This window comes from Saccharothrix sp. DSM 118769 (assembly GCF_052936295.1).
In genome coordinates this window covers 4,857,849-4,875,534 of record NZ_CP193627.1, presented here as the reverse complement: position 1 = coordinate 4,875,534, position 17,686 = coordinate 4,857,849, and the positions used below count along the sequence as shown (strand labels likewise).

The following is a 17,686-nucleotide window of genomic DNA, read 5'->3' as shown; positions in this document are numbered from 1 at the left end:
CCGACCGGAACCGGCGCTACGCGGTGCACTGCACCACAGACGTACTGCCGCGCGATGGCCTCATCGACCTGTTCGCGGACGGCCGCACGGTCAGCAGCAGATCGGCCGGTTCGAGGCCCCGACGACCCGCAGCCGGGTACGCGGGCACGGGGTGACGCGGGCACGGGGTGACGGCGGTCGCCCGCCGTACGGGGGCCTGACCTGCCCCTCGTAGGCTGGGCGCGTGGTCGCTCCCCCCGTGGCGCCGGGTCAGTCCGCCGCCGACACGCCCCCCGCCCGCCGCCGGGACGTGCGCGGCACGCTGCTGCGGGTGCTGCTCGCCGCCGCCGGTGGCGCGCTGGTCTACCTCAGCTTCCCGCCGCGCACGGCGTGGTGGCTCGCGCCGGTGGGGTTCGCCGTGCTCGGCGTGCTCGTGCACGGCCGCCGCGCGCGGGCCGGGTTCGGGTTGGGCGTGTTGTGGGGGCTGGGGTTCATGGCGCCGCTGCTGCGCTGGACCGGCGAGTTCGTGGGCCTGATCGCCTGGCTGCCGCTGGCGCTGGTGTGCGCGCTGCTGATCGCGGTCGGCACGGCGGCGATGGCGGTGGTGTCGCGGCTGCCCGGCGCGCCGCTGTGGATGGCGCTGGTGTGGGTGGCGGACGAGGCGCTGCGCGCGGTGTTCCCGTTCGGCGGGTTCCCGTGGGGCAAGATCGCCTTCGGGCAGCCCGAGGGCTGGTACCTGCCGCTGGCGTCGCTGGGCGGGGCCCCGCTGGTGGGGTTCGCGGTGGCGCTGACCGGCTTCGGCCTGGCCCACCTGGGCCGGAACTGGCGGTCGGCCGCGCCGCTGGTGGTGCTGCCGCTGGTCGCCGGGCTGGCCTCGACCGCGCTCGTGCGCACCGACGCCGACCAGGGCGAGGTGACGGTGGCCGCGGTGCAGGGCAACGTGCCGCGCGCGGGCCTGGACTTCAACTCGCAGCGCCGCGCGGTGCTCGACAACCACGTCAAGCGGACCCTGGAGCTGGCCGCCGACGTCGACGCCGGGCGCGCGCCCAGGCCGCAGCTGGTGATCTGGCCGGAGAACTCCTCCGACATCGACCCGTTCCGCAACGTCGACGCCGCCGCGCAGATCCAGCGCGCCACCGAGGCGATCCGCGCGCCCATCGCGGTCGGCGCGGTCGTGATCGACAAGGGCGACAACCTGCCCCGCAACACCGTGGTGCTGTTCGAACCGGGCGTGGGCGCCACCGACAGCTACACCAAGCGGCAGTTGCAGCCCTTCGGGGAGACGATGCCCTACCGGGAGTTCTTCCGGATCTTCTCGCCGGCCGTGGACCGCGCCGGCCGCTTCCAGCCCGGCGACGACCCGGCCGGGTTCGCCGTCGGCGACGTGAAGGTCGCGATCGACACCTGCTACGAGGTGGCGTTCGACTCGGTGGTGCGGGACTCGGTGCTCGCCGGCGGCGGGGCGAACCTGATCGCGATCCCCACCAACAACGCCACGTTCGGCTACACCGAGATGACCTACCAGCAGCTGGCCATGTCGCGGGTGCGCGCGGTGGAGCACGGACGGGCGGTGGTGGTCTCGGCCACCTCCGGGGTGAGCGCGATCGTCGCCCCCGACGGCTCGGTCACCCAGCGGACCGGCATGTTCACCCCGGACGCTCTGGTGGCGACGGTGCCGCTGCGCGGGGAGGCTACGCTGGCCACCCGGCTCGGTGCATGGCCCGAGTGGGTGATGACCGCCCTGGGCCTGCTCGCTCTGGCGTTCGGCTCGGCGGCTGGATTGACACGGAAACGACGATCGCGTCCGACCCCTGGTGCGGGTGTCGGCGAGGAGGAAACGGATGGCGGACCAGCAGGCGCAGCCTGACCGCGAGCTCGGGCCGGTGCTGGTGGTGATCCCGACCTACAACGAGCGGGACAACATCGGGAAGATCGTGAAGCGGCTGCACGCGGCGCTGCCGAAGGTGCACGCCCTCGTGGTCGACGACGGCAGCCCGGACGGGACGGGGCGGCTCGCCGACGAGATGGCCGCCGCGGACGACCGCATCCACGTGATGCACCGCACGGAGAAGGCGGGTCTGGGCGCGGCCTACGTGGCGGGCTTCCGGTGGGCGCTGGAGCGGGGCTACGCGGTGGTCGTCGAGATGGACGCCGACGGCTCGCACGCCCCGGAGGACCTGCCCCGGCTGCTGGACGCGCTGGAGGACGCCGACCTGGTGCTGGGCTCGCGCTACGTGCCCGGCGGCAGCACGGTGAACTGGCCGAAGTACCGGGAGCTGATCTCCCGGGGCGGCAACGTCTACTCGCAGCTGGCGCTGGGGGCGAAGGTCAAGGACATCACCGGCGGGTTCCGGGCGTTCCGGGCCGAGGTGCTCGACCGGCTCAAGCTGGGCACGGTGGCCTCGCAGGGCTACTGCTTCCAGATCGACCTGGCGTGGCGCACCATCGAGCTGGGCTACCGGGTCGTGGAGGTGCCGATCACGTTCACGGAGCGTGAGATCGGCGAGTCGAAGATGAGCGGCAACATCGTGCGCGAGGCGTTGTGGCGGGTGACGAAGTGGGGTGTGCGGCGGCGCGCGACCCAGCTGCGCGACCTGTTCGCGCCCAAGGCGAAGACGCCCGGCAACCGCTAGCCGCCGGCCGCGGGGGAGCGGGTACGACGGAAGGGGGCCTGCCGGATCGATCCGGCAGGCCCCCTTTGTCGCGCGGTGCGCGTCAGGCGGTGCGGGTGCGCCGCCCCTTCAGCTCTTCCAGCCGCTCGTCGAGGAGTTCCTCGAGCTCGGGGATGGTGCGGCGCTCCAGGAGCATGTCCCAGTGCGTGCGCGGGGGCTTGACCTTCTTCGCCTCCGGCTCGGCACCGTCGATGATCTTCGACTCCTGGCCGTGCAGGCGGCATTCCCAGGTGTGCGGGATCTCGGCGTCGTCGGAGAACGGGACCTCGAAGTCGTGGCCCTTGGGGCAGGCGTACCGCACCGACCGGCGCGGGGCGAGGTCGTGATTGCGGTCGGTCTCGTAGCTGACTGCTCCGAGCCGGCTACCCCGTAGAACGCGGTCGGCCATGGCGGTGTCCTTTCGCTCGGCTCAGGGCCGGGGCCCAGGCTTGTTGCTCACCGAGTGCAACGATCGGACTGCTCCGTTCGTTCCCGGCTTCGTGGTCATCGTCGCCCACAGTGACGTCTTTCACCCGTCAACGAAGGCTTCCTCCTAAGGGATGCAATCGCGGGCGGTTCGTGACGCGTTATCAAGCTACCGGGTCACACCATCACACTGATGGAGTAGCCCCGGTAGAAGTCGTGCGGCTGCGACAGCTTAGACCGAACACTCTGGGCGACCTTACGGCGGGTTTAACTCCCGAGTAGTGACGCCTGTCATGGTTGCGGTCACGCAAAGTCAATCCGGACATCTGTGACGTCGGAGGGCACTCCACGTGCGGTCGCGGTCGGGTCGGACGGCGGACATGAGGATGAATCACCCGTACGGCCCTCACCCAAACGCAGCGTGGGTTTCTTCACGCTCTCGATGACTTCAGTGTTGCGGGAGAGCAACGCTCCCGGCGAGCCTGTCGAGCAGCTCGCGCTGCCCCTTGACGATCTTCGACCTGGCCTCGACCAGCGGGAACCAGGCGACGCGGTCGACCTCGGGGAACTCGCGCAGCTGCCCGGAGCGCGGCGGCCACTCCAGGGTGAAGGTCCCGGGAACCACCCGATCGGGGTCCAGGTCGGCGGCCAGGGCGAAGGCGTGCACGACCTTGCCGCCGGACTGGCGGACCTCGCCCAGCGGCACCAGCTCGCCCTCGGGCACCGGCAGGCCCAGCTCCTCGGCGAACTCGCGGCGCGCGGTGGTCTCGTGGTCCTCGTCGCCGTCGGGCTCGCCCTTGGGGATCGTCCAGGCCCCCTCGTCCTTGCGCGCCCAGAACGGCCCGCCCATGTGGCCGAGCAGGACCTCCAGGTCCGTCCCGGAGCCCCGGTGGAGCAGGATGCCCGCGCTGCGCCTGGCCCTCTCGGGCGTGCCCGTCATGGGCACAGTGTGCCGGGCGGCGCGGGACCCGGACGGGTCAGGTCTTGCGCCGGGTGCGCATGTGGATCTGCTCGCCCTGCTTGCCGAACAGGCTGAGGACCTCGACGGGTTCGTCGCTGGCGGGGCCGAACCAGTGGGGCAGGCGGGTGTCGAACTCGGCGGCCTCGCCGGCGACCAGGACGACGTCGTGGTCGGCGAGCACGAGGCGCAGCCGCCCGGAGAGCACGTAGAGCCACTCGTAGCCGGTGTGGGTGCGCGGGTCGGGCTCGCCGCGCGGCGGGATGATCATCTTGTACGCCTGGAGGCCGCCGGGCTGCTGGGTCAGCGGCAGGACGGTCATGCCGCCGCGGCGGACGGGCACGGGGCGGATGCGGGGGTCGCCGACGGGGGGCGCGCCGACGAGCTCGTCGAGGGGGACGCGGTGGGCGCGGGCGATGGGCAGCAGCAGTTCGAGGCTGGGGCGGCGCTGGCCGGACTCCAGGCGGGAGAGGGTGCTCTTGGAGATGCCGGTGGCGTCGGCGAGGTCGGCGAGGGTGGCGCCGCGGCTGGTGCGCAGGTGGCGCAGGCGTTCGCCGACCTTGCCGAGCACGTCGTCGGAGGGGTCGGGCGGGGGTGTCGTGTCGGCCATGTGGTGTCCCGGTATCGGCAACGGTGTTTGTCCATTGTGGGACGGCCGGGGTGCGGCCGGCCACCGGGTGGCCGGTGGCCGGGGACGCCGTGGGTGACGCGGTGGGGTGGGCCGGTCAGGTGAGGCTGAGCTGGCGTCCGCTGACGGCGTGCGGGCCGAGGTCGCCGGTGCGGTAGTGGGTGCGGCACAGCACCTGGTAGCGGACCTCCTCGGCGACGACGGCGGTGTCGGCGACCAGGACGGTGTCGCCGGCGCGGACGACCTCGCCGTCGTGGACGCGGGCGTTGAACCGGCCGGGGCGCCCGCACCAGCACAGGACCTCGACCTGGATGGCGTTGAGCTCGTCGGCGAGTTCGAACAGCCGTCGCGAGCCGGGGAACAGGGTGCTGCGGAAGTCGGTGGCCAGGCCGAAGCAGTAGACCTCGACCTGGGCGTCGTCGGCGAGTTCGGCGAGCTGGTCGACCTGGGCGGGGGAGAGGAACTGGGCCTCGTCGACGATGACGTAGTCGACGCGGGTGCCGGCGGCCCAGCGGCAGCGGACCACGGCGCACAGGTCCATGTCCTCGTGGACCTCCAGGGCGTTGCGGGCCAGGCCCATGCGGCTGGAGATGGTGGGGGTGCCGGAGCGGTCGTGGCGGACGAGCAGCAGGCCGCTGCGGCCCTGTCGTGCCTGGTTGTGGTCGATCTGGAGGGCCAGGGTGGACTTGCCGCAGTCCATGGGGCCGAAGAAGAACCGCAGTCTCCCGGTGGGGGACACGCCGCGTCCGGCGCCTGCGGCGGGCACGGACGACAGGGCGTCGGTGGGGTCGGGTGCGGGGGTCATCGGTTCCACGGCGGGCCACCCTAATGCGCGGTACCGGCGGCGTGGTCAGTGCCTCCTGCGTGCCCCGGTCCGGGTTGTTGGGCTTGATGACTTCAGCGCGAATCAAGAATTTCATTCACCTATGGATTCCCGCGACGCCGGGCCACACGAACCGGAACACGCTGTGGACGATATATACCGTGACGCGATATAACCTGCGGTGTGAAGGGTATGTCGGAGCAGGCGTTCCTGGTGCTGACCGCGTTGGCCGGTGAGCCGTTGCACGGCTACGCGGTCGTGCGCGCGGTGGAGGAGTTGTCCGAGGGGCGGGTGTCGTTGCGGGTGGGGACGCTCTACGGGGTGCTGGACCGGCTCGTGGTCGAAGGGCTGGCGGAGCGCGACCGCGAGGAGGTGCACCAGGGCCGGTTGCGGCGCTACTACCGGTTGACCGACGCCGGGGTGCGGGCGCTGTCGGCGGAGGTGGCGCGGTTGTCGGCCAACGTGCGGGCGGCGTCGTCGGTGCTGCGGGCGAGGGAGGCCCGGTGACCGGGGAGCGGGTGGACGCGGTCGACCCGGCAGACCCGGTGGACCCGGTGGACGGGGACGGGGACGGGGTGGACGCCCCGGTGGGCGGGGACGTGTCGCCGTTGGAGCGGCGCTACCGGCGGTTGCTGCGCGTGCTGCTGCCGCGCCGGTACCGCGAGGGCCGCGAGGAGGAGATGGTCGAGGTGTTCCTGGCCGGTCGCCCGGACGGGCTGGACCGGGAGCACGGGTGGCCGGGGTGGGGCGAGGCGGCGGCGACGGCGGGTCTGGCGGTGCGGGTGCGGTTGGCCGCGGGGCGGGGCGCGGGGTCGGCGGTGCGGCTGCTGGGCCTGGCGGGGCTGGTGGCGCAGCTGGTGCTCTCGGCGCAGGCGTGGACGTCGGCGGCCCGGTGGGGGGAGCCCGCGCCGGTGTGGTGGGCGGAGCTGCCGGTGGCGGTGGCGTTCGCGTGCCTGGTGGCGGGCCGGCGGGCGGTGGGCCGGGTCGCGGCGGGCGTGTCGGCGGTGGTGGCGGTGCCGCTCGGGGACGCGTCGTGGTGGGCGGCGGTGTTCGTGGTGCCGGCGTGGGTGGTGGCTGCGCTGGTGGTGGCGGGTTTCCACGTCGAGGCGCCGCCGGTGCCGCGGCGCTGGTGGGCGGTGGCCGGGGCGGGTGTGGCGGCCGGGGCGCTCTGCGCGTGGGCGGTGGGCCTGTCGCCGGTGTCGGTGCTGTCGGCGTGGGTGGTGACGGCGCTGGTGGTGGCCCTGGCGCGCCCGTGGGCGGCGCCCGGGGGGACCCCGGCGCGGTGAGCGGGCCGCCCGGGGGGCCGGGCGGCCCGCGGGTCAGACCTTGACGGGCACGGGGTTGCCGGAGGCGGTGATGGCCTTGCGCACCGGCACGAAGATCATCAGCACGAAGCCGAGGACGAAGAACACCACGAGGGAGACGATCGCGAGCCGGAAGGAGCCGGTGGCCTGGCCGACGCCGGCGAACACCAGCGGGCCGAGCCACGAGGTGGAGCGCTCGCCGACCTCGTAGAGGGAGAAGTACTGGGCTTCGCGGCCGGGCGGGATCATCTGGGAGAACAGCGAGCGGGACAGGGCGTTGGTGCCGCCCAGGACGATGCCGATGCCGGCGGCGAGGCCGTAGAACTGGAACTGCTGCCCGGCCTGGACGAAGAACGCGGCGGTGACGACCACGATCCACACGCACAGGCTGACCATGATGGTGCGCTTGGCGCCCCAGGAGCGGGCGAGCCGGCCGTGCAGCAGTCCGCCGAAGAAGGCGACGAACTGCACGATGAGGATGGTGGTGATCAGGACGGTCTCGTCGAGCTTGAGCTCGTCGCGGCCGTACTGGGCGGAGACGTTGGCGACGGTGGCGATGCCGTCGGTGTAGATGAGGTAGGTGGCCAGGAACGCCAGGGTCAGGGGGAACATGCGGGCCTGGCGCATGGTCTGGCGCAGTTCGGTAAAGCCGGCGGTGATGGCGCCCGCGCCGGTCTCGGTGCCGTGGGGTTCCTGGTGGCGCTTGAGGCGGGCGAGGGGGATGAGGGTGAACCCGGCCCACCACAGGCCGGAGAGGACGAACCCGACGCGGACGGCGGCGCCCTCGGACAGGCCGATGGCGTCGTGGCCGATGAACAGGGCGAGCTGCACGGCGAGGGCGAGGCCGCCGCCGAGGTAGCCGAAGGCCCAGCCGCGGGAGGAGACGGCGTCGCGTTCGTCGGGGGTGGCGATCTCGGGCAGGAAGGCGTAGTAGACGACGACGGAGGCGCCGTAGCAGATGTTGCCGAGGATGAACAGGGCGACGCCGAGGTGCCAGTTGTCGCCGCCGACGGTGGACAGGGCGATGGTGGCGGCGGAGCCGGTGAAGGCGAGCGCGGCGAGCATGCGGCGCTTGTTCTGGGTGCGGTCGGCGATGGCGCCCATGACGGGCAGGACGACGACCTGCACGACGGTGGCGATGGACAGCAGGTAGCCCCACAGGGACCCGGCGGGGAAGTAGGCGCCGAACAGGGAGATGTCGCACTGCCTCAGGGAGCCGTCGGCGCAGGCGTTGGGGCCGTTGCGGGCGGTGTCGGCGATGGCGGCTTCCTTGGCCACCGCGGTGAGGTAGCCGGAGAGGAACACGGTGACCACGGAGGTGGGGAACACCGAGTTCGCCCAGTCGTACCAGGTCCAGCCGCGTTGTTCCCGCTTGCGGTCCACGGCGGGTGCGGTGCTGTCGGCCACGCTCATGGGGGCGGACTGTATATCGGGCGCCACCCGTCGGTGGCGGTCACCACCAACCTGTTGCCTTTTCGCCCGCTGCGCGCCACCGTGCGCGACCGGCGGGGCGGTGGCGGGGCCGGCGAGGGGGTCAGGTGGTCCAGGCGCCGCGGTCGCGCAGGACGTCGCGCAGGATGTCGGGGCGGTCGGTGACGAGGCCGTCGACGCCGAGGTCGAGCAGCTCGCGCATGGCGGTGTCGGTGTCGACGGTCCAGACGTGGACCTCCAGGCCGCGGCGGTGGGCGGCGCGCACGAAGCGGGCGTCGACGACGAGGAGCCTGCCCTGGGTGCGGGGCACCTGGGCGATGAGGCCGCGCACGGGCAGGGCGACGAGGGGGACGCGGCCGGCGGCCCACAGGGCGCCGGCGGAGCGGGGGCCCATGGAGGTCATCAGGTCCGGTCCGCCCAGGCGGCGCAGCCGGGCGAGCCGCTTGTCGGAGAAGGACGCCAGGCACACGCGGTGCAGGGAGTCGGTGCGGCGCAGCGCGTCGAGGACGGGCTCGACGGCGGAGTCGGCCTTGACGTCGATGTTGAGCAGCGCGTCGGGCAGGTCCTCCAGGAGGTCTTCCAGGCGGGTGACGGGTTCGCGGCCGCCGACGTTGGCGCGCCGCACGGCCGACCAGGGTTGGGCGGCGACGGGGCCGGTGGCGTCGGTGGTGCGGTCCAGGGTGCTGTCGTGGTGCACGACGACGACCCCGTCGGAGGTGGCGTGCACGTCGGTCTCCAGGTACCGGTAGCCCTCGGCGGCGGCGCGGCGGAACGCGGCGAGCGAGTTCTCCATGCCGGCGAGTTCGCCCAGGTGCCAGCCCCGGTGGGCGTAGGCCCGGGGGTGCGGGCCGGACAGGTACGGATGGGTCGCGGTCACACCGGCAGAGTCTGCCCTGGCGGCGTGGCGCGGGGGTGACCGGTGGGTAGCGGGATACCGTCGGCCGCCATGGAGCTGGTGCTGTGGAGCTGGTGACCGAGTCCGTGGCGGCGCGCCGGGAGGAGCCCAGGCACTGCGCCTGGTGCGGGCGCCGCCTGCCCGACAGCGGCCGGATAGGGCGTCCGCGCCGGTACTGCGCGCAGCCGTGCCGGCAGCGCGCCTACGAGCGGCGTGCGGCCGTGCAGCGGGGCGGGTTGCCGGAGGACGCGGTGGTGCTGTCCTCGGGTGAGCTGGCCGACCTGCAGGACCGGCTGTTCCAGCTGCGCTGCGCGGCGGAGGACGTGGCGACGGCGGCGGCCGACGGGGCGTCGGGTGCGGAGCTGCGGCGGTTGGCCGACGAGCTGGTCGACACCGCGCGGGGCCTGGAGCGGCTGCGCTGATCCCTCCCGCCCTCTCCCCTGCCGCCCGGCTCCCTGCCGTTCCGCCCCCCGCCGTTCCGCCGCCCGCCGTCCCGGGTCCTGTTGTCGCGGGCCGCGCCGCGGCGGGTCGCGCTGCGCCGAGCGGGGCTATTCGTCGTCGGGTGGACGATCCCGGCTTGCCCGGCGCAGGTGATCTCCACCATCATGGCGCGCGGGTGGCGAGGAGGAGCGCGTGAACGGCGACGGCGCGTTGCACCGCGAGGTGCTCGACCGGGCCGACGTGGGTTTCGGTGTGACGGATCACGGCGGTGTGCTGGCCTGGGTGAACCCGGCGCTGGCCGATGTCCTCGGGGTGCCCGCGGAGCAGGTCGTGGGCCGTTCCCTGCCGGCGCTGCTGCCCGGCGCGCCCGACCGGCCGCGCTCGGGTCTGGCGCTGCTCACCCCGTCGACCTACCGCGGCGGTCACCGGTGGCTGGAGGTGACCTGCCAGCCGCTGGGCGGGCAGGGGCAGCTGCTGTACCGGGTGGTCGACGTGACGGCGTGGCGGGACCGGGAGCTGGAGGCCACCCACGAGGCCGACGCGCTGCGCCGCGCGCAGGTGCTGGGCCGGATGGGCACCTGGGAGTGGCACGTCCCCGAGGACCGCGTGGTGTGGTCGGACACGCTGCTGGAGATGTTCGGGTTCCCGCCCGGCACGAAGCTCGACTTCGACGGCTACGCGGCGCTGGTGCACCCCGACGACCTGGCGATGATCCAGGCGACGCTGGAGGAGGCGATGCGGTCGGGCGCGGGGTTCTCCTACACCCACCGCATGATGCTCGCCGACCGCACCACCGAGCGCTGGTTCGAGTGCTTCGGGGAGATCGAGTCCGACGCCGACGGGACCCCGAAGCGGGTGCTGGGCACCGCGCATGACATCACCCGCGCGCGCCGCGTGCACGACGAGCTGCTGGCACTGGCCGAGCAGGACCCGCTGACGGGGCTGGCGAACCGGCGCGCGGTGACCCGGGAGCTGGAGCGGCAGCTGGCCACCGGCGGGTCCGGGGCGATGCTGCTGCTGGACCTGGACAACTTCAAGGACGTCAACGACCTGCGCGGGCACGCCGTCGGGGACCGGCTGATGAAGGCGCTGGCGGGGGCGTTGCGCTCGCGCCTGGAGCCGGGGCAGCTGATCGGCCGGCTCGGCGGCGACGAGTTCGCGGTGGTGCTGCCGGGGTGCGCCCCGGCGGAGGCCTCGCGCGTCGCCGAGGTGCTGCGCGACGCGGTGGCGGCGCTGCCGCTGGTGGGGATGGCGGGCAACGTCACGGTGTCCACGGGGGTCGCCGAGTACGGCTCGGGCGACACGTGGGAGCTGGTGCTGGCCAACGCCGACCTGGCGCTGTACGCGTCGAAGGGCGCGGGCCGCAACCGGGTGACGGTCTACGAGCCGGGCCACTACGCGGACACCGCGAAGCGGGTGTCGGTGCTCGACCGGCTGCGGTCGGCGCTGGACCACGGCGGGCTGGAGCTGCACGCGATGCCGATGGTGCAGCTGGCGACGGGCCGCACGCTGGGCCACGAGCTGCTGCTGCGCCTGGTCGACGGGCAGGAGCCGCACCTGGGGCCGGCGGAGTTCCTGCCGGAGGCGGAGCGCTCGAACCTGGTGCTCGACATCGACCGGTGGGTGCTGTCCACCGCGATCGACGCGCTGGTGCGCCACCCGGACCCGGAGCTGCGGTTCAACGTCAACGTCTCGGGCCGCACCCTGGAGGACGAGGACTTCGGCGGGTTCGTGCTCGACCGCCTCGCCACGGCGGGGGTCGCGCCGGGCCGGTTGGGGTTGGAGATCACCGAGACGGCGGCGGTGACGAACCTGGACGCGGCGCGGGCGCTGGCGTTGCAGCTGCGGGCGTTCGGCTGCCGCATCACGCTGGACGACTTCGGGTCCGGGTTCGGGTCGTTCGTGCACCTCAAGCACCTGCCCATCACCGGTATCAAGATCGACGGCGAGTTCGTGCGCGGTATCGACGAGCGGGGCGCCGACGCGGTGCTGGTGGCCGGGATCGTGCAGATCGCCCGCGGGTTGGGGCTGTCGGCGGTCGCGGAGTGGGTGGAGCGGCCGGCGCAGGTCGAGGCGTTGACCCGGTTGGGGGTGCGCGTCGGGCAGGGCTTCCACCTGGGGCGTCCCGTGCCGCTGGCGCAGGTCCTCGCGGCGCGGCCGAAGCCGCCGAACGGAGCATTGTCGCCGCGCCTGGCCGGTGCGGAGGATGGGGCGCGCTCCTAGACCACCGCCGCCGCCCCTGTTCTCCGTCCCCCTGTCTCCGCCTCCCTGTTCTCCGCCTCCCGCGTCCTCCGCCCCGCCGCCCGATGGGAACCCGCCGCCGTGCCCGCTACCGTCCCCAGCCCGTCGCGCGGTGTGCGCCGCGTCGAACTGGGCGTCCCCGCGCCCGAACCCGTCGCCGAGTTCTACGCCGCCCTGCTGGGGTGGGTGATCATCGCCGAGCCGGACGGGTCGTTCACCGGCTGGGTGGGCGACCGGTTGGCCACCCGCGTGCACGCCGGGCAGCCGGGGCTGCGGGTGGTGTTCGCGGGCGCGGCGCCGCGCGAGCTGCGCGACGGCGTGGCGGTGGACCTGGGCCGGGTGCTGCACGGCCCGTGGGCGCCCGCGCCGCGGCCGGGCGAGCCGTGCTGGGTGGAGCACCTGGGGCCCACCGAGGACGACTACTGGGCCGGCGAGCTGGGGTGGCGGGTGCGCGACCCGGGGGCGGCGTTCACCCTCTACGACGCCGTGCCGGCGGGGGAGCGCCGCCCGGTGGCGGGCCGGCTGACCGGCGGCCGGGGCGGGTGGACGTGCTACTACGCCGTGCCCGACGTCGAGCGGGCCGCCCGGGCGGCCGTGGAGTGCGGCGGGGCGGTGGTGATCGCGCCGACGACGGTGCCCACCGGGGTGGTGGCGGCGTTGAGCGACCCGTCGGGCTCGGTGTTCGCGGTGTTGCAGGACCCGCCCGGCTGGGGCGGCGCCTGGAGCCAGTAGCGGGTAGCGGTCAGGGTCGGCCGAGGGTGCGGCGCAGCCGTTGCAGGGCCCGGTGCTGGGCGACCCGCACGGCGCCGGGGGTGGAGCCCACGGCCTCGGCGGTCTCCTCCGCCGACAGGCCCACCACCACGCGCAGCACCACGATCTCCCGCTGCTTGGCGGGCAGCAGCCCCAGCAGCGCCCCCAGCCGCAGCGACAGCTCGCCCCGCAACGCCCGCTGCTCGGGTCCCGGCTCGTCGCCGGCGTCGTCGGGCACCTGCGCCACCGGCTCGGAGCGGTTGCGGGCCGCCGCGCGGTGGGCGTCGGCGACCTTGTGCGCGGCGACGCCGTAGACGAACGCCAGGAACGGCCGGCCCCGGTCGTGGTAGGCGGGCAGCGCCCGCAGCACGCCCAGGCACACCTCCTGGGCGACGTCGTCGGCGGAGGCGGAGGCGCGTTCCCCGCGGCCCAGCCGGGCCCGGCAGTAGCGCACCACCAACGGCCGCACGAGCGCCAGCAGCGTCTCGACCGCGCGCCGGTCGCCCGCCACGGCGGCGTCCAGGACCGCGTCCGGCGGCACGGGCACGACCTGCGACGACCTCACCTCCACCGGGACCGCGGGACCCGCGTCCGCACCCGGGTCGTCCGCACCGCCGCACGGGTCGCCGGGATCGCCGGCCGCGGCGCCGGGAAGCGGATCGGCGGTCGCGGTCGGGGCGGGCGGTGGCGCAGGCGCGGTAGGTGTCCCCACGACCCACCACTGTCGCGCCACCCGGCCGAGACGACGCCGCAATCGTGCACGCTCAGCCCCAACTCACCCACAAGGGTGACTGTCCGGGCCGGTTCGAGGCCGGTTCGAGGGCCGTTCGAGGGCGGTTCAGCCGGCCAGTTCGGGCGGGAACCCACCCGTGGCGACCGGACCCCACCGTTCGACGGTCACCCGGATCAGCGACTTGCCCTGGCGGCGCATCGCCTCGCGGTACTCGTCCCAGTCCGGGTGCTCACCCGAGATGCACCGGTAGTAGTCCACCAGCGGCTCCAGCGCCTCGGGCAGGTCGAGCACCTCCGCGGTGCCGTCGACCTGCACCCACGGACCGTCCCAGTCGTCGGAGAGCACGCACAGGCTCACCCGCGGGTCGCGGCGGGCGTTGCGGACCTTCGCCCGACCCGGGTAGGTCGACACCACCACCCGGCCCGCCCCGTCCACACCGCACGTCACCGGCGAGGTCTGCGGGCCGCCGTCACCGCGCGCGGTGATCAGCAGCGCCCGGTGACGGGGCCGCAGGAACTCCAGCAGCTCGTCGCGGGACACGGTGTCGGCGGTGGCGATCCTCGGCATGCCCGAAAGCCTAGACCGCACCCCGGGACACGACACCCGGACGCGGGGGAGCCGGGGGAGCCGCTCACCCCGCCGCCGGAGACCGCCCGTCGAGCACGTCGAGCACCCCGTCGAGGTCCAACGCACGCCCCCGCGCCACCCACCGCCCGTAGTCCCCGCCCAACACCCGCCGCGCCACCTCCGCGTCGGGCACCGCACCCCCCGCACCCCGCAACACCCGCCCCGCGCCGACCAGCAGCGCCGCCAACTCCGCCTCACCCGCCACAGCCCCGGCGCGGGCGTCGGCCACCCGCGCCCGCGCGTCCGCCGCCCGCACCGCCACCAACTGGTTGCCCCACGCCCGCGCCGCCCGCACCGCCTCGACCACCCACCCCAACGCCCCGCCCACCTCACCCGCCGCCAACGCCACCCGCGCCCGCGCCACGTGGATGAACCCGCGCACCTGCTCCGGCCCGAACCAGCCCGCCGGGCACACCCGCCACGCCTCCTCGCACCACCCGCGCGCCCCCTCCACGTCACCGCGCAGCAACGCCACCTCCGCCATCCCCAACCGCGCCGCCGCCACCGTCTCCACCGTGCCCTGCGAGCACGCCAGCACCACCGCCTCCTCCAGGTCGGCCCACGCCGCCGCCACGTCACCCCGCTCGCACGCCCACTCCGCCCGCAGGCACAGCAGACCCGCCGTGTGCTCACTGGCCCCCAGCTCGCGCGAGAACCCCAACGCCTCGCCCAGGAACCCCTCCGCCACCCCCGCCCGACCCCGCGCCCACGCCACCTCCGCCAACTGCGCCGCCGACAACGCCGTGCCCCACCGCTCACCCACCGCCCGGAACCCCGCCGACGCCGCCGAGTGCTCCCGCCACGCCCCCTCCAGGTCACCCGCGTACTGCGCGTACATGCCCGCGCCCAACCGCCCCAGCGCCCGGCTCCACGGATCACGCCCCACCAGGTTCTCCCGCGCCGCCGCCACCACCGGCGGGTCCGAGGACGCCACCCCGAACGCCATGCCCCACAGCACCGTCAGGAACGGCAACCGCGGCGGCCCCGCGAAACCCCGCCCGTCCGCCGCCACCGGCACCCCACCCCCCGCGACCCCGCCGGCCGCCGTCGACGAGGCGTTGAGCACGCACACCAGGTGCTCCTCCTCCGCACCCGGCGGCGCCACCGCGCCCACCGCCGCCACCACCTCCGCCGCCAACTGCGCCCCCTCCGTGCGCAACCCCCGCAACCAGTACGGCCACCCCAGCTCCGCCGCCAGGCGCACCGCCAACGCGTGGTCGTGCACCGCCCCCCACCGCACCGCCGCCCGCAGGTTCGCCTGCTCACCCACCAGCACCGGCAGCAACACCACCTGCTCCGCGGTGAACAACCCCGGCACCACCCGCCGCGCCACCGCCAGGAAGTGCTCGGCGTGCGCACGCCGCACCGCCCCACCCTCCCCGGCCTCCGCCAACCGGGCCGCGCAGAACTCCCGGATCGTCTCCACCATCCGGTAACGGTCCCCGACCACCTCCACCAGCGACTTCTCCACCAACGACGGCAACAGCTCGTCCACCTCCGGCCCGCCCGGCGCCTCCGGGCACGCCGCCCCGCACACCACCTCCGCGTCGGACAACCGCGCCCCGTCGGCGAACACCGCCAACCTGCGCGCCACCACCCGCTCCGCCGGCGACAACAACCCCCAGCTCCACTCCACCACCGCGTGCAGCGTCCGGTGCCGCGCCGGGGCCGCCCGCGACCCGCGCGACAACAACCGGAACCGGTCGCCCAACCGCGCCGCCACCTCCGCCACCGGCAACGACCGCACCCGCGCCGCCGCCAGCTCGATCGCCAGCGGCAACCCGTCCAACGCCCGGCAGATCCCCGCCACCACCTCCAGCACCGGCTCCACCCGGAACCCCGGGCTCACCGCCGCCGCCCGGTCCGCGAACAACCGCACCGCCGCCGACCCCGCCCCGCCCACCGGCAGCGGCGGCACCGGCCGCACCACCTCGCCGGTGATCCCCAACGCCTCCCGCGACGTCGCCAGCACCCGCACCCCCGGGCACCCCGCCAACACCGCCCCCACCACCGCCGCCGCGTCGTCCACCACGTGCTCACAGCCGTCCACCACCAGCAGCACCCGCCGCTCGGCCAACGCCGCCACCAGCCGCGCCACCGCACCCCCCGGCCCCGGCGGCCCCTCCCGCAACCCCAGCGCCGCCGCCATCGCCCCCGGCACGTCACCACCCGCCGCGACCACCGACAGGTCGACGAACACCACCTCACCGGCGTCCGCCCCCGCCACCTCCACCGCCAACCGCGTCTTGCCCGCCCCGCCCGGACCCGTCACCGTCACCAACCGCGACGACCCCAACGCGCCCGCGACCAGCGCCGACTCCGCCTCGCGCCCCACGAAGCTCGTCAGCTGCGCCGGCAGCCCGTGCCGCACCCCACTCCCACCCGACCCGACCGCGTCGGACCGCACCGCACCGGACCCGGCCGCGTCGACACCCGCCACCCCTCCCGGTACCCCGGACCCGCCCGACCCCGGCGACGCCGCCTCGTCCCGCAGCACCTCGCCGTGCGCCGCCGCCAACACGGGGGAGGGGTCCACCCCCAACTCCTCGGCCAACACCCGCCGCGCCCCCGCGAAGACCTCCAACGCCTCCGCCCGACGCCCCTCCCGGTGCAACGCCCGCACCAACCGCGCCACCAACCGCTCCCGCGTCGGGTGCGCCGCCACCAACTCCCGCACCACACCCACCGGCACCGCGTCGTGCTCCTCCACCGCCCGCAGCCGCAGCTCCTCCCACCGGGCCGCCGCCACCGCCGCGAACGGCGCGTCACCCACGTCGCACAACGCCGGACCGCGCCACAACGCCAACGCCTCACCCGGCCGCCCCCGCGCCACCAGCTCCTCGAACCGCAGCGCGTCGACCTCCCACGGGTCCACCACCAGCCGGTACCCGCCCGGGGAACGCTCCACCGCCACGTCCAGCACCGCCCGCAACCGCGACACCTGCGACTGGACCGCGTTGACCACCCCCGCCGGCGGGTGCTGCCCGTACAGGGCCTCGCCCACCCGCGACAACCCCACCACCCGGCCCGCGTCCACCAGCAGCACCGCCAACAACGCCCGCAACCGCACGCCCCCGACCGGGACCGGCGTCCCGTCCGCGCGCCTCACCAGCATCGGACCGAGCACACCGAACCGCACCCGCCGGATTCTTCCGCACCACCACCCACCCGCGCCGCCACTCCACCCACACCACCGGGGGACGACCGACACACCACCACGGCGACACCACCGGGGGAGCGGGGGTCAGGCGCGACCCAGGATCTCCGCGATCACCCCGGCCTTGGCGTCCGCGTACTGCTGCACGTACGCCCACTCCCGCGCCGCCAACTCCCGCTTCACCGACTCGTACAACTCCCGGTCCGCCGCCGACGCCCGCAACCGGTCCCGGAACGCCACCACCCGCGCCACCTCCGGATCACCCGCCGTGTGCACGTGCAGGTTCACGTTGGTGTCCGGCCCCTTGAACATCCGGTGCTCGAACCACCCCGGCTCCCGGACCACCAACACGTACCCCACCGCCTCCAACGCCGGCGCGTACGACGACTCGTCCGCCGAGTCCGCCACCTCCAGCACCACGTCCACCACCGGCTTCGCCGCCAACCCCGGCACCGACGTCGACCCCACGTGCCGCACCCGCACCACCGCGTCACCCAACGCGCCCCGGACCCGCGCCACCTCCCGCGCGTACAACCCCGGCCACGCCGGGTCGTACGCCACCAACGTCACCCGACCGTCCAACCGCGGCGCACCACCCACGAACGCCGCCCGGATCTCCTCCTCCGACAGACCCACACCCCA

General features: G+C 74.7%; 17 protein-coding genes. 7 read left to right on the top strand and 10 right to left on the bottom strand.

What is annotated here, in order from left to right:
* The first annotated feature begins 223 nt into the window (after positions 1-223).
* On the top strand, positions 224-1,846 hold the full coding sequence (gene lnt / locus ACRAKJ_RS21205) for an apolipoprotein N-acyltransferase (protein ID WP_438926452.1): 1,623 nt from the start codon (positions 224-226) through the stop codon (positions 1,844-1,846).
* Positions 1,821-2,612 carry a glycosyltransferase gene (locus ACRAKJ_RS21200; RefSeq protein WP_438926453.1) on the top strand — a complete coding sequence of 264 codons (792 nt, stop codon included), beginning with the start codon at positions 1,821-1,823 and terminating at the stop codon, positions 2,610-2,612. Before lnt ends, ACRAKJ_RS21200 begins: the two co-directional genes overlap by 26 nt.
* A gap of 82 nt (positions 2,613-2,694) precedes the next feature.
* Here ACRAKJ_RS21200 and ACRAKJ_RS21195 read toward each other — a convergent pair whose 3' ends face one another.
* The 4 genes from ACRAKJ_RS21195 to ACRAKJ_RS21180 form a co-directional block, all read right to left on the bottom strand.
* Positions 2,695-3,039: an RNA polymerase-binding protein RbpA gene (locus tag ACRAKJ_RS21195; RefSeq protein ID WP_053722354.1), complete on the bottom strand. Its 345-nt coding sequence runs from the start codon at positions 3,037-3,039 to the stop codon at positions 2,695-2,697.
* Between the two features lie 465 nt (positions 3,040-3,504).
* The gene (locus ACRAKJ_RS21190) at positions 3,505-3,996 is read right to left on the bottom strand and encodes an NUDIX domain-containing protein (RefSeq protein WP_438927021.1); all 492 of its coding nucleotides are present in this window, start codon (positions 3,994-3,996) and stop codon (positions 3,505-3,507) included.
* Positions 3,997-4,033: 37 nt separating this feature from the next.
* Positions 4,034-4,624, bottom strand: coding sequence for a helix-turn-helix domain-containing protein (locus ACRAKJ_RS21185; RefSeq protein WP_438927022.1), 591 nt, complete (start codon positions 4,622-4,624; stop codon positions 4,034-4,036).
* A 115-nt stretch (positions 4,625-4,739) separates the two neighbouring features.
* Positions 4,740-5,447 (bottom strand): thymidine kinase, encoded by a 708-nt coding sequence (locus ACRAKJ_RS21180; protein ID WP_438927023.1) that lies wholly within the window; start codon positions 5,445-5,447, stop codon positions 4,740-4,742.
* A 210-nt stretch (positions 5,448-5,657) separates the two neighbouring features.
* Here ACRAKJ_RS21180 and ACRAKJ_RS21175 point away from each other — a divergent pair, with 210 nt between their 5' ends.
* Positions 5,658-5,972 carry a helix-turn-helix transcriptional regulator gene (locus tag ACRAKJ_RS21175; RefSeq protein ID WP_438927024.1) on the top strand — a complete coding sequence of 105 codons (315 nt, stop codon included), beginning with the start codon at positions 5,658-5,660 and terminating at the stop codon, positions 5,970-5,972.
* Positions 5,969-6,751: a hypothetical protein gene (locus ACRAKJ_RS21170; RefSeq protein ID WP_447008633.1), complete on the top strand. Its 783-nt coding sequence runs from the start codon at positions 5,969-5,971 to the stop codon at positions 6,749-6,751. Before ACRAKJ_RS21175 ends, ACRAKJ_RS21170 begins: the two co-directional genes overlap by 4 nt.
* Positions 6,752-6,784: 33 nt before the next feature.
* On the opposite strand, the gene ACRAKJ_RS21165 is transcribed toward ACRAKJ_RS21170, so the two are convergent.
* Both ACRAKJ_RS21165 and ACRAKJ_RS21160 read right to left on the bottom strand, forming a co-directional pair.
* Positions 6,785-8,182 (bottom strand): MFS transporter, encoded by a 1,398-nt coding sequence (locus ACRAKJ_RS21165; RefSeq protein WP_447008632.1) that lies wholly within the window; start codon positions 8,180-8,182, stop codon positions 6,785-6,787.
* A 121-nt stretch (positions 8,183-8,303) separates the two neighbouring features.
* Positions 8,304-9,077 carry a glycerophosphodiester phosphodiesterase gene (locus tag ACRAKJ_RS21160; RefSeq protein WP_438925034.1) on the bottom strand — a complete coding sequence of 258 codons (774 nt, stop codon included), beginning with the start codon at positions 9,075-9,077 and terminating at the stop codon, positions 8,304-8,306.
* An 83-nt stretch (positions 9,078-9,160) separates the two neighbouring features.
* On the opposite strand from ACRAKJ_RS21160, the gene ACRAKJ_RS21155 reads away from it, so the two are divergent.
* The 3 genes from ACRAKJ_RS21155 (at position 9,161) to ACRAKJ_RS21145 (ending at position 12,509) form a co-directional block, all read left to right on the top strand.
* The gene (locus ACRAKJ_RS21155; RefSeq protein ID WP_438925035.1) at positions 9,161-9,517 is read left to right on the top strand and encodes a hypothetical protein; all 357 of its coding nucleotides are present in this window, start codon (positions 9,161-9,163) and stop codon (positions 9,515-9,517) included.
* A 211-nt stretch (positions 9,518-9,728) separates the two neighbouring features.
* Positions 9,729-11,759, top strand: coding sequence for an EAL domain-containing protein (locus ACRAKJ_RS21150; protein ID WP_438925036.1), 2,031 nt, complete (start codon positions 9,729-9,731; stop codon positions 11,757-11,759).
* A 99-nt stretch (positions 11,760-11,858) separates the two neighbouring features.
* Positions 11,859-12,509: a VOC family protein gene (locus tag ACRAKJ_RS21145; RefSeq protein ID WP_438925037.1), complete on the top strand. Its 651-nt coding sequence runs from the start codon at positions 11,859-11,861 to the stop codon at positions 12,507-12,509.
* Positions 12,510-12,519: 10 nt separating this feature from the next.
* On the opposite strand, the gene shbA is transcribed toward ACRAKJ_RS21145, so the two are convergent.
* From shbA to ACRAKJ_RS21125, 4 genes are all read right to left on the bottom strand, one after another.
* Positions 12,520-13,074, bottom strand: coding sequence for an RNA polymerase sigma factor ShbA (shbA, locus tag ACRAKJ_RS21140; RefSeq protein ID WP_438925058.1), 555 nt, complete (start codon positions 13,072-13,074; stop codon positions 12,520-12,522).
* 291 nt (positions 13,075-13,365) lie between these two features.
* Positions 13,366-13,827: a TIGR03618 family F420-dependent PPOX class oxidoreductase gene (locus ACRAKJ_RS21135; protein WP_438925038.1), complete on the bottom strand. Its 462-nt coding sequence runs from the start codon at positions 13,825-13,827 to the stop codon at positions 13,366-13,368.
* Positions 13,828-13,891: 64 nt separating this feature from the next.
* Positions 13,892-17,002 (bottom strand): BTAD domain-containing putative transcriptional regulator, encoded by a 3,111-nt coding sequence (locus tag ACRAKJ_RS21130; RefSeq protein WP_438925039.1) that lies wholly within the window; start codon positions 17,000-17,002, stop codon positions 13,892-13,894.
* A gap of 129 nt (positions 17,003-17,131) precedes the next feature.
* A complete protein-coding gene (locus ACRAKJ_RS21125; RefSeq protein ID WP_438925040.1) occupies positions 17,132-17,680 on the bottom strand; it encodes a GrpB family protein in 549 nt (182 codons plus the stop codon).
* Positions 17,681-17,686: the final 6 nt, after the last annotated feature.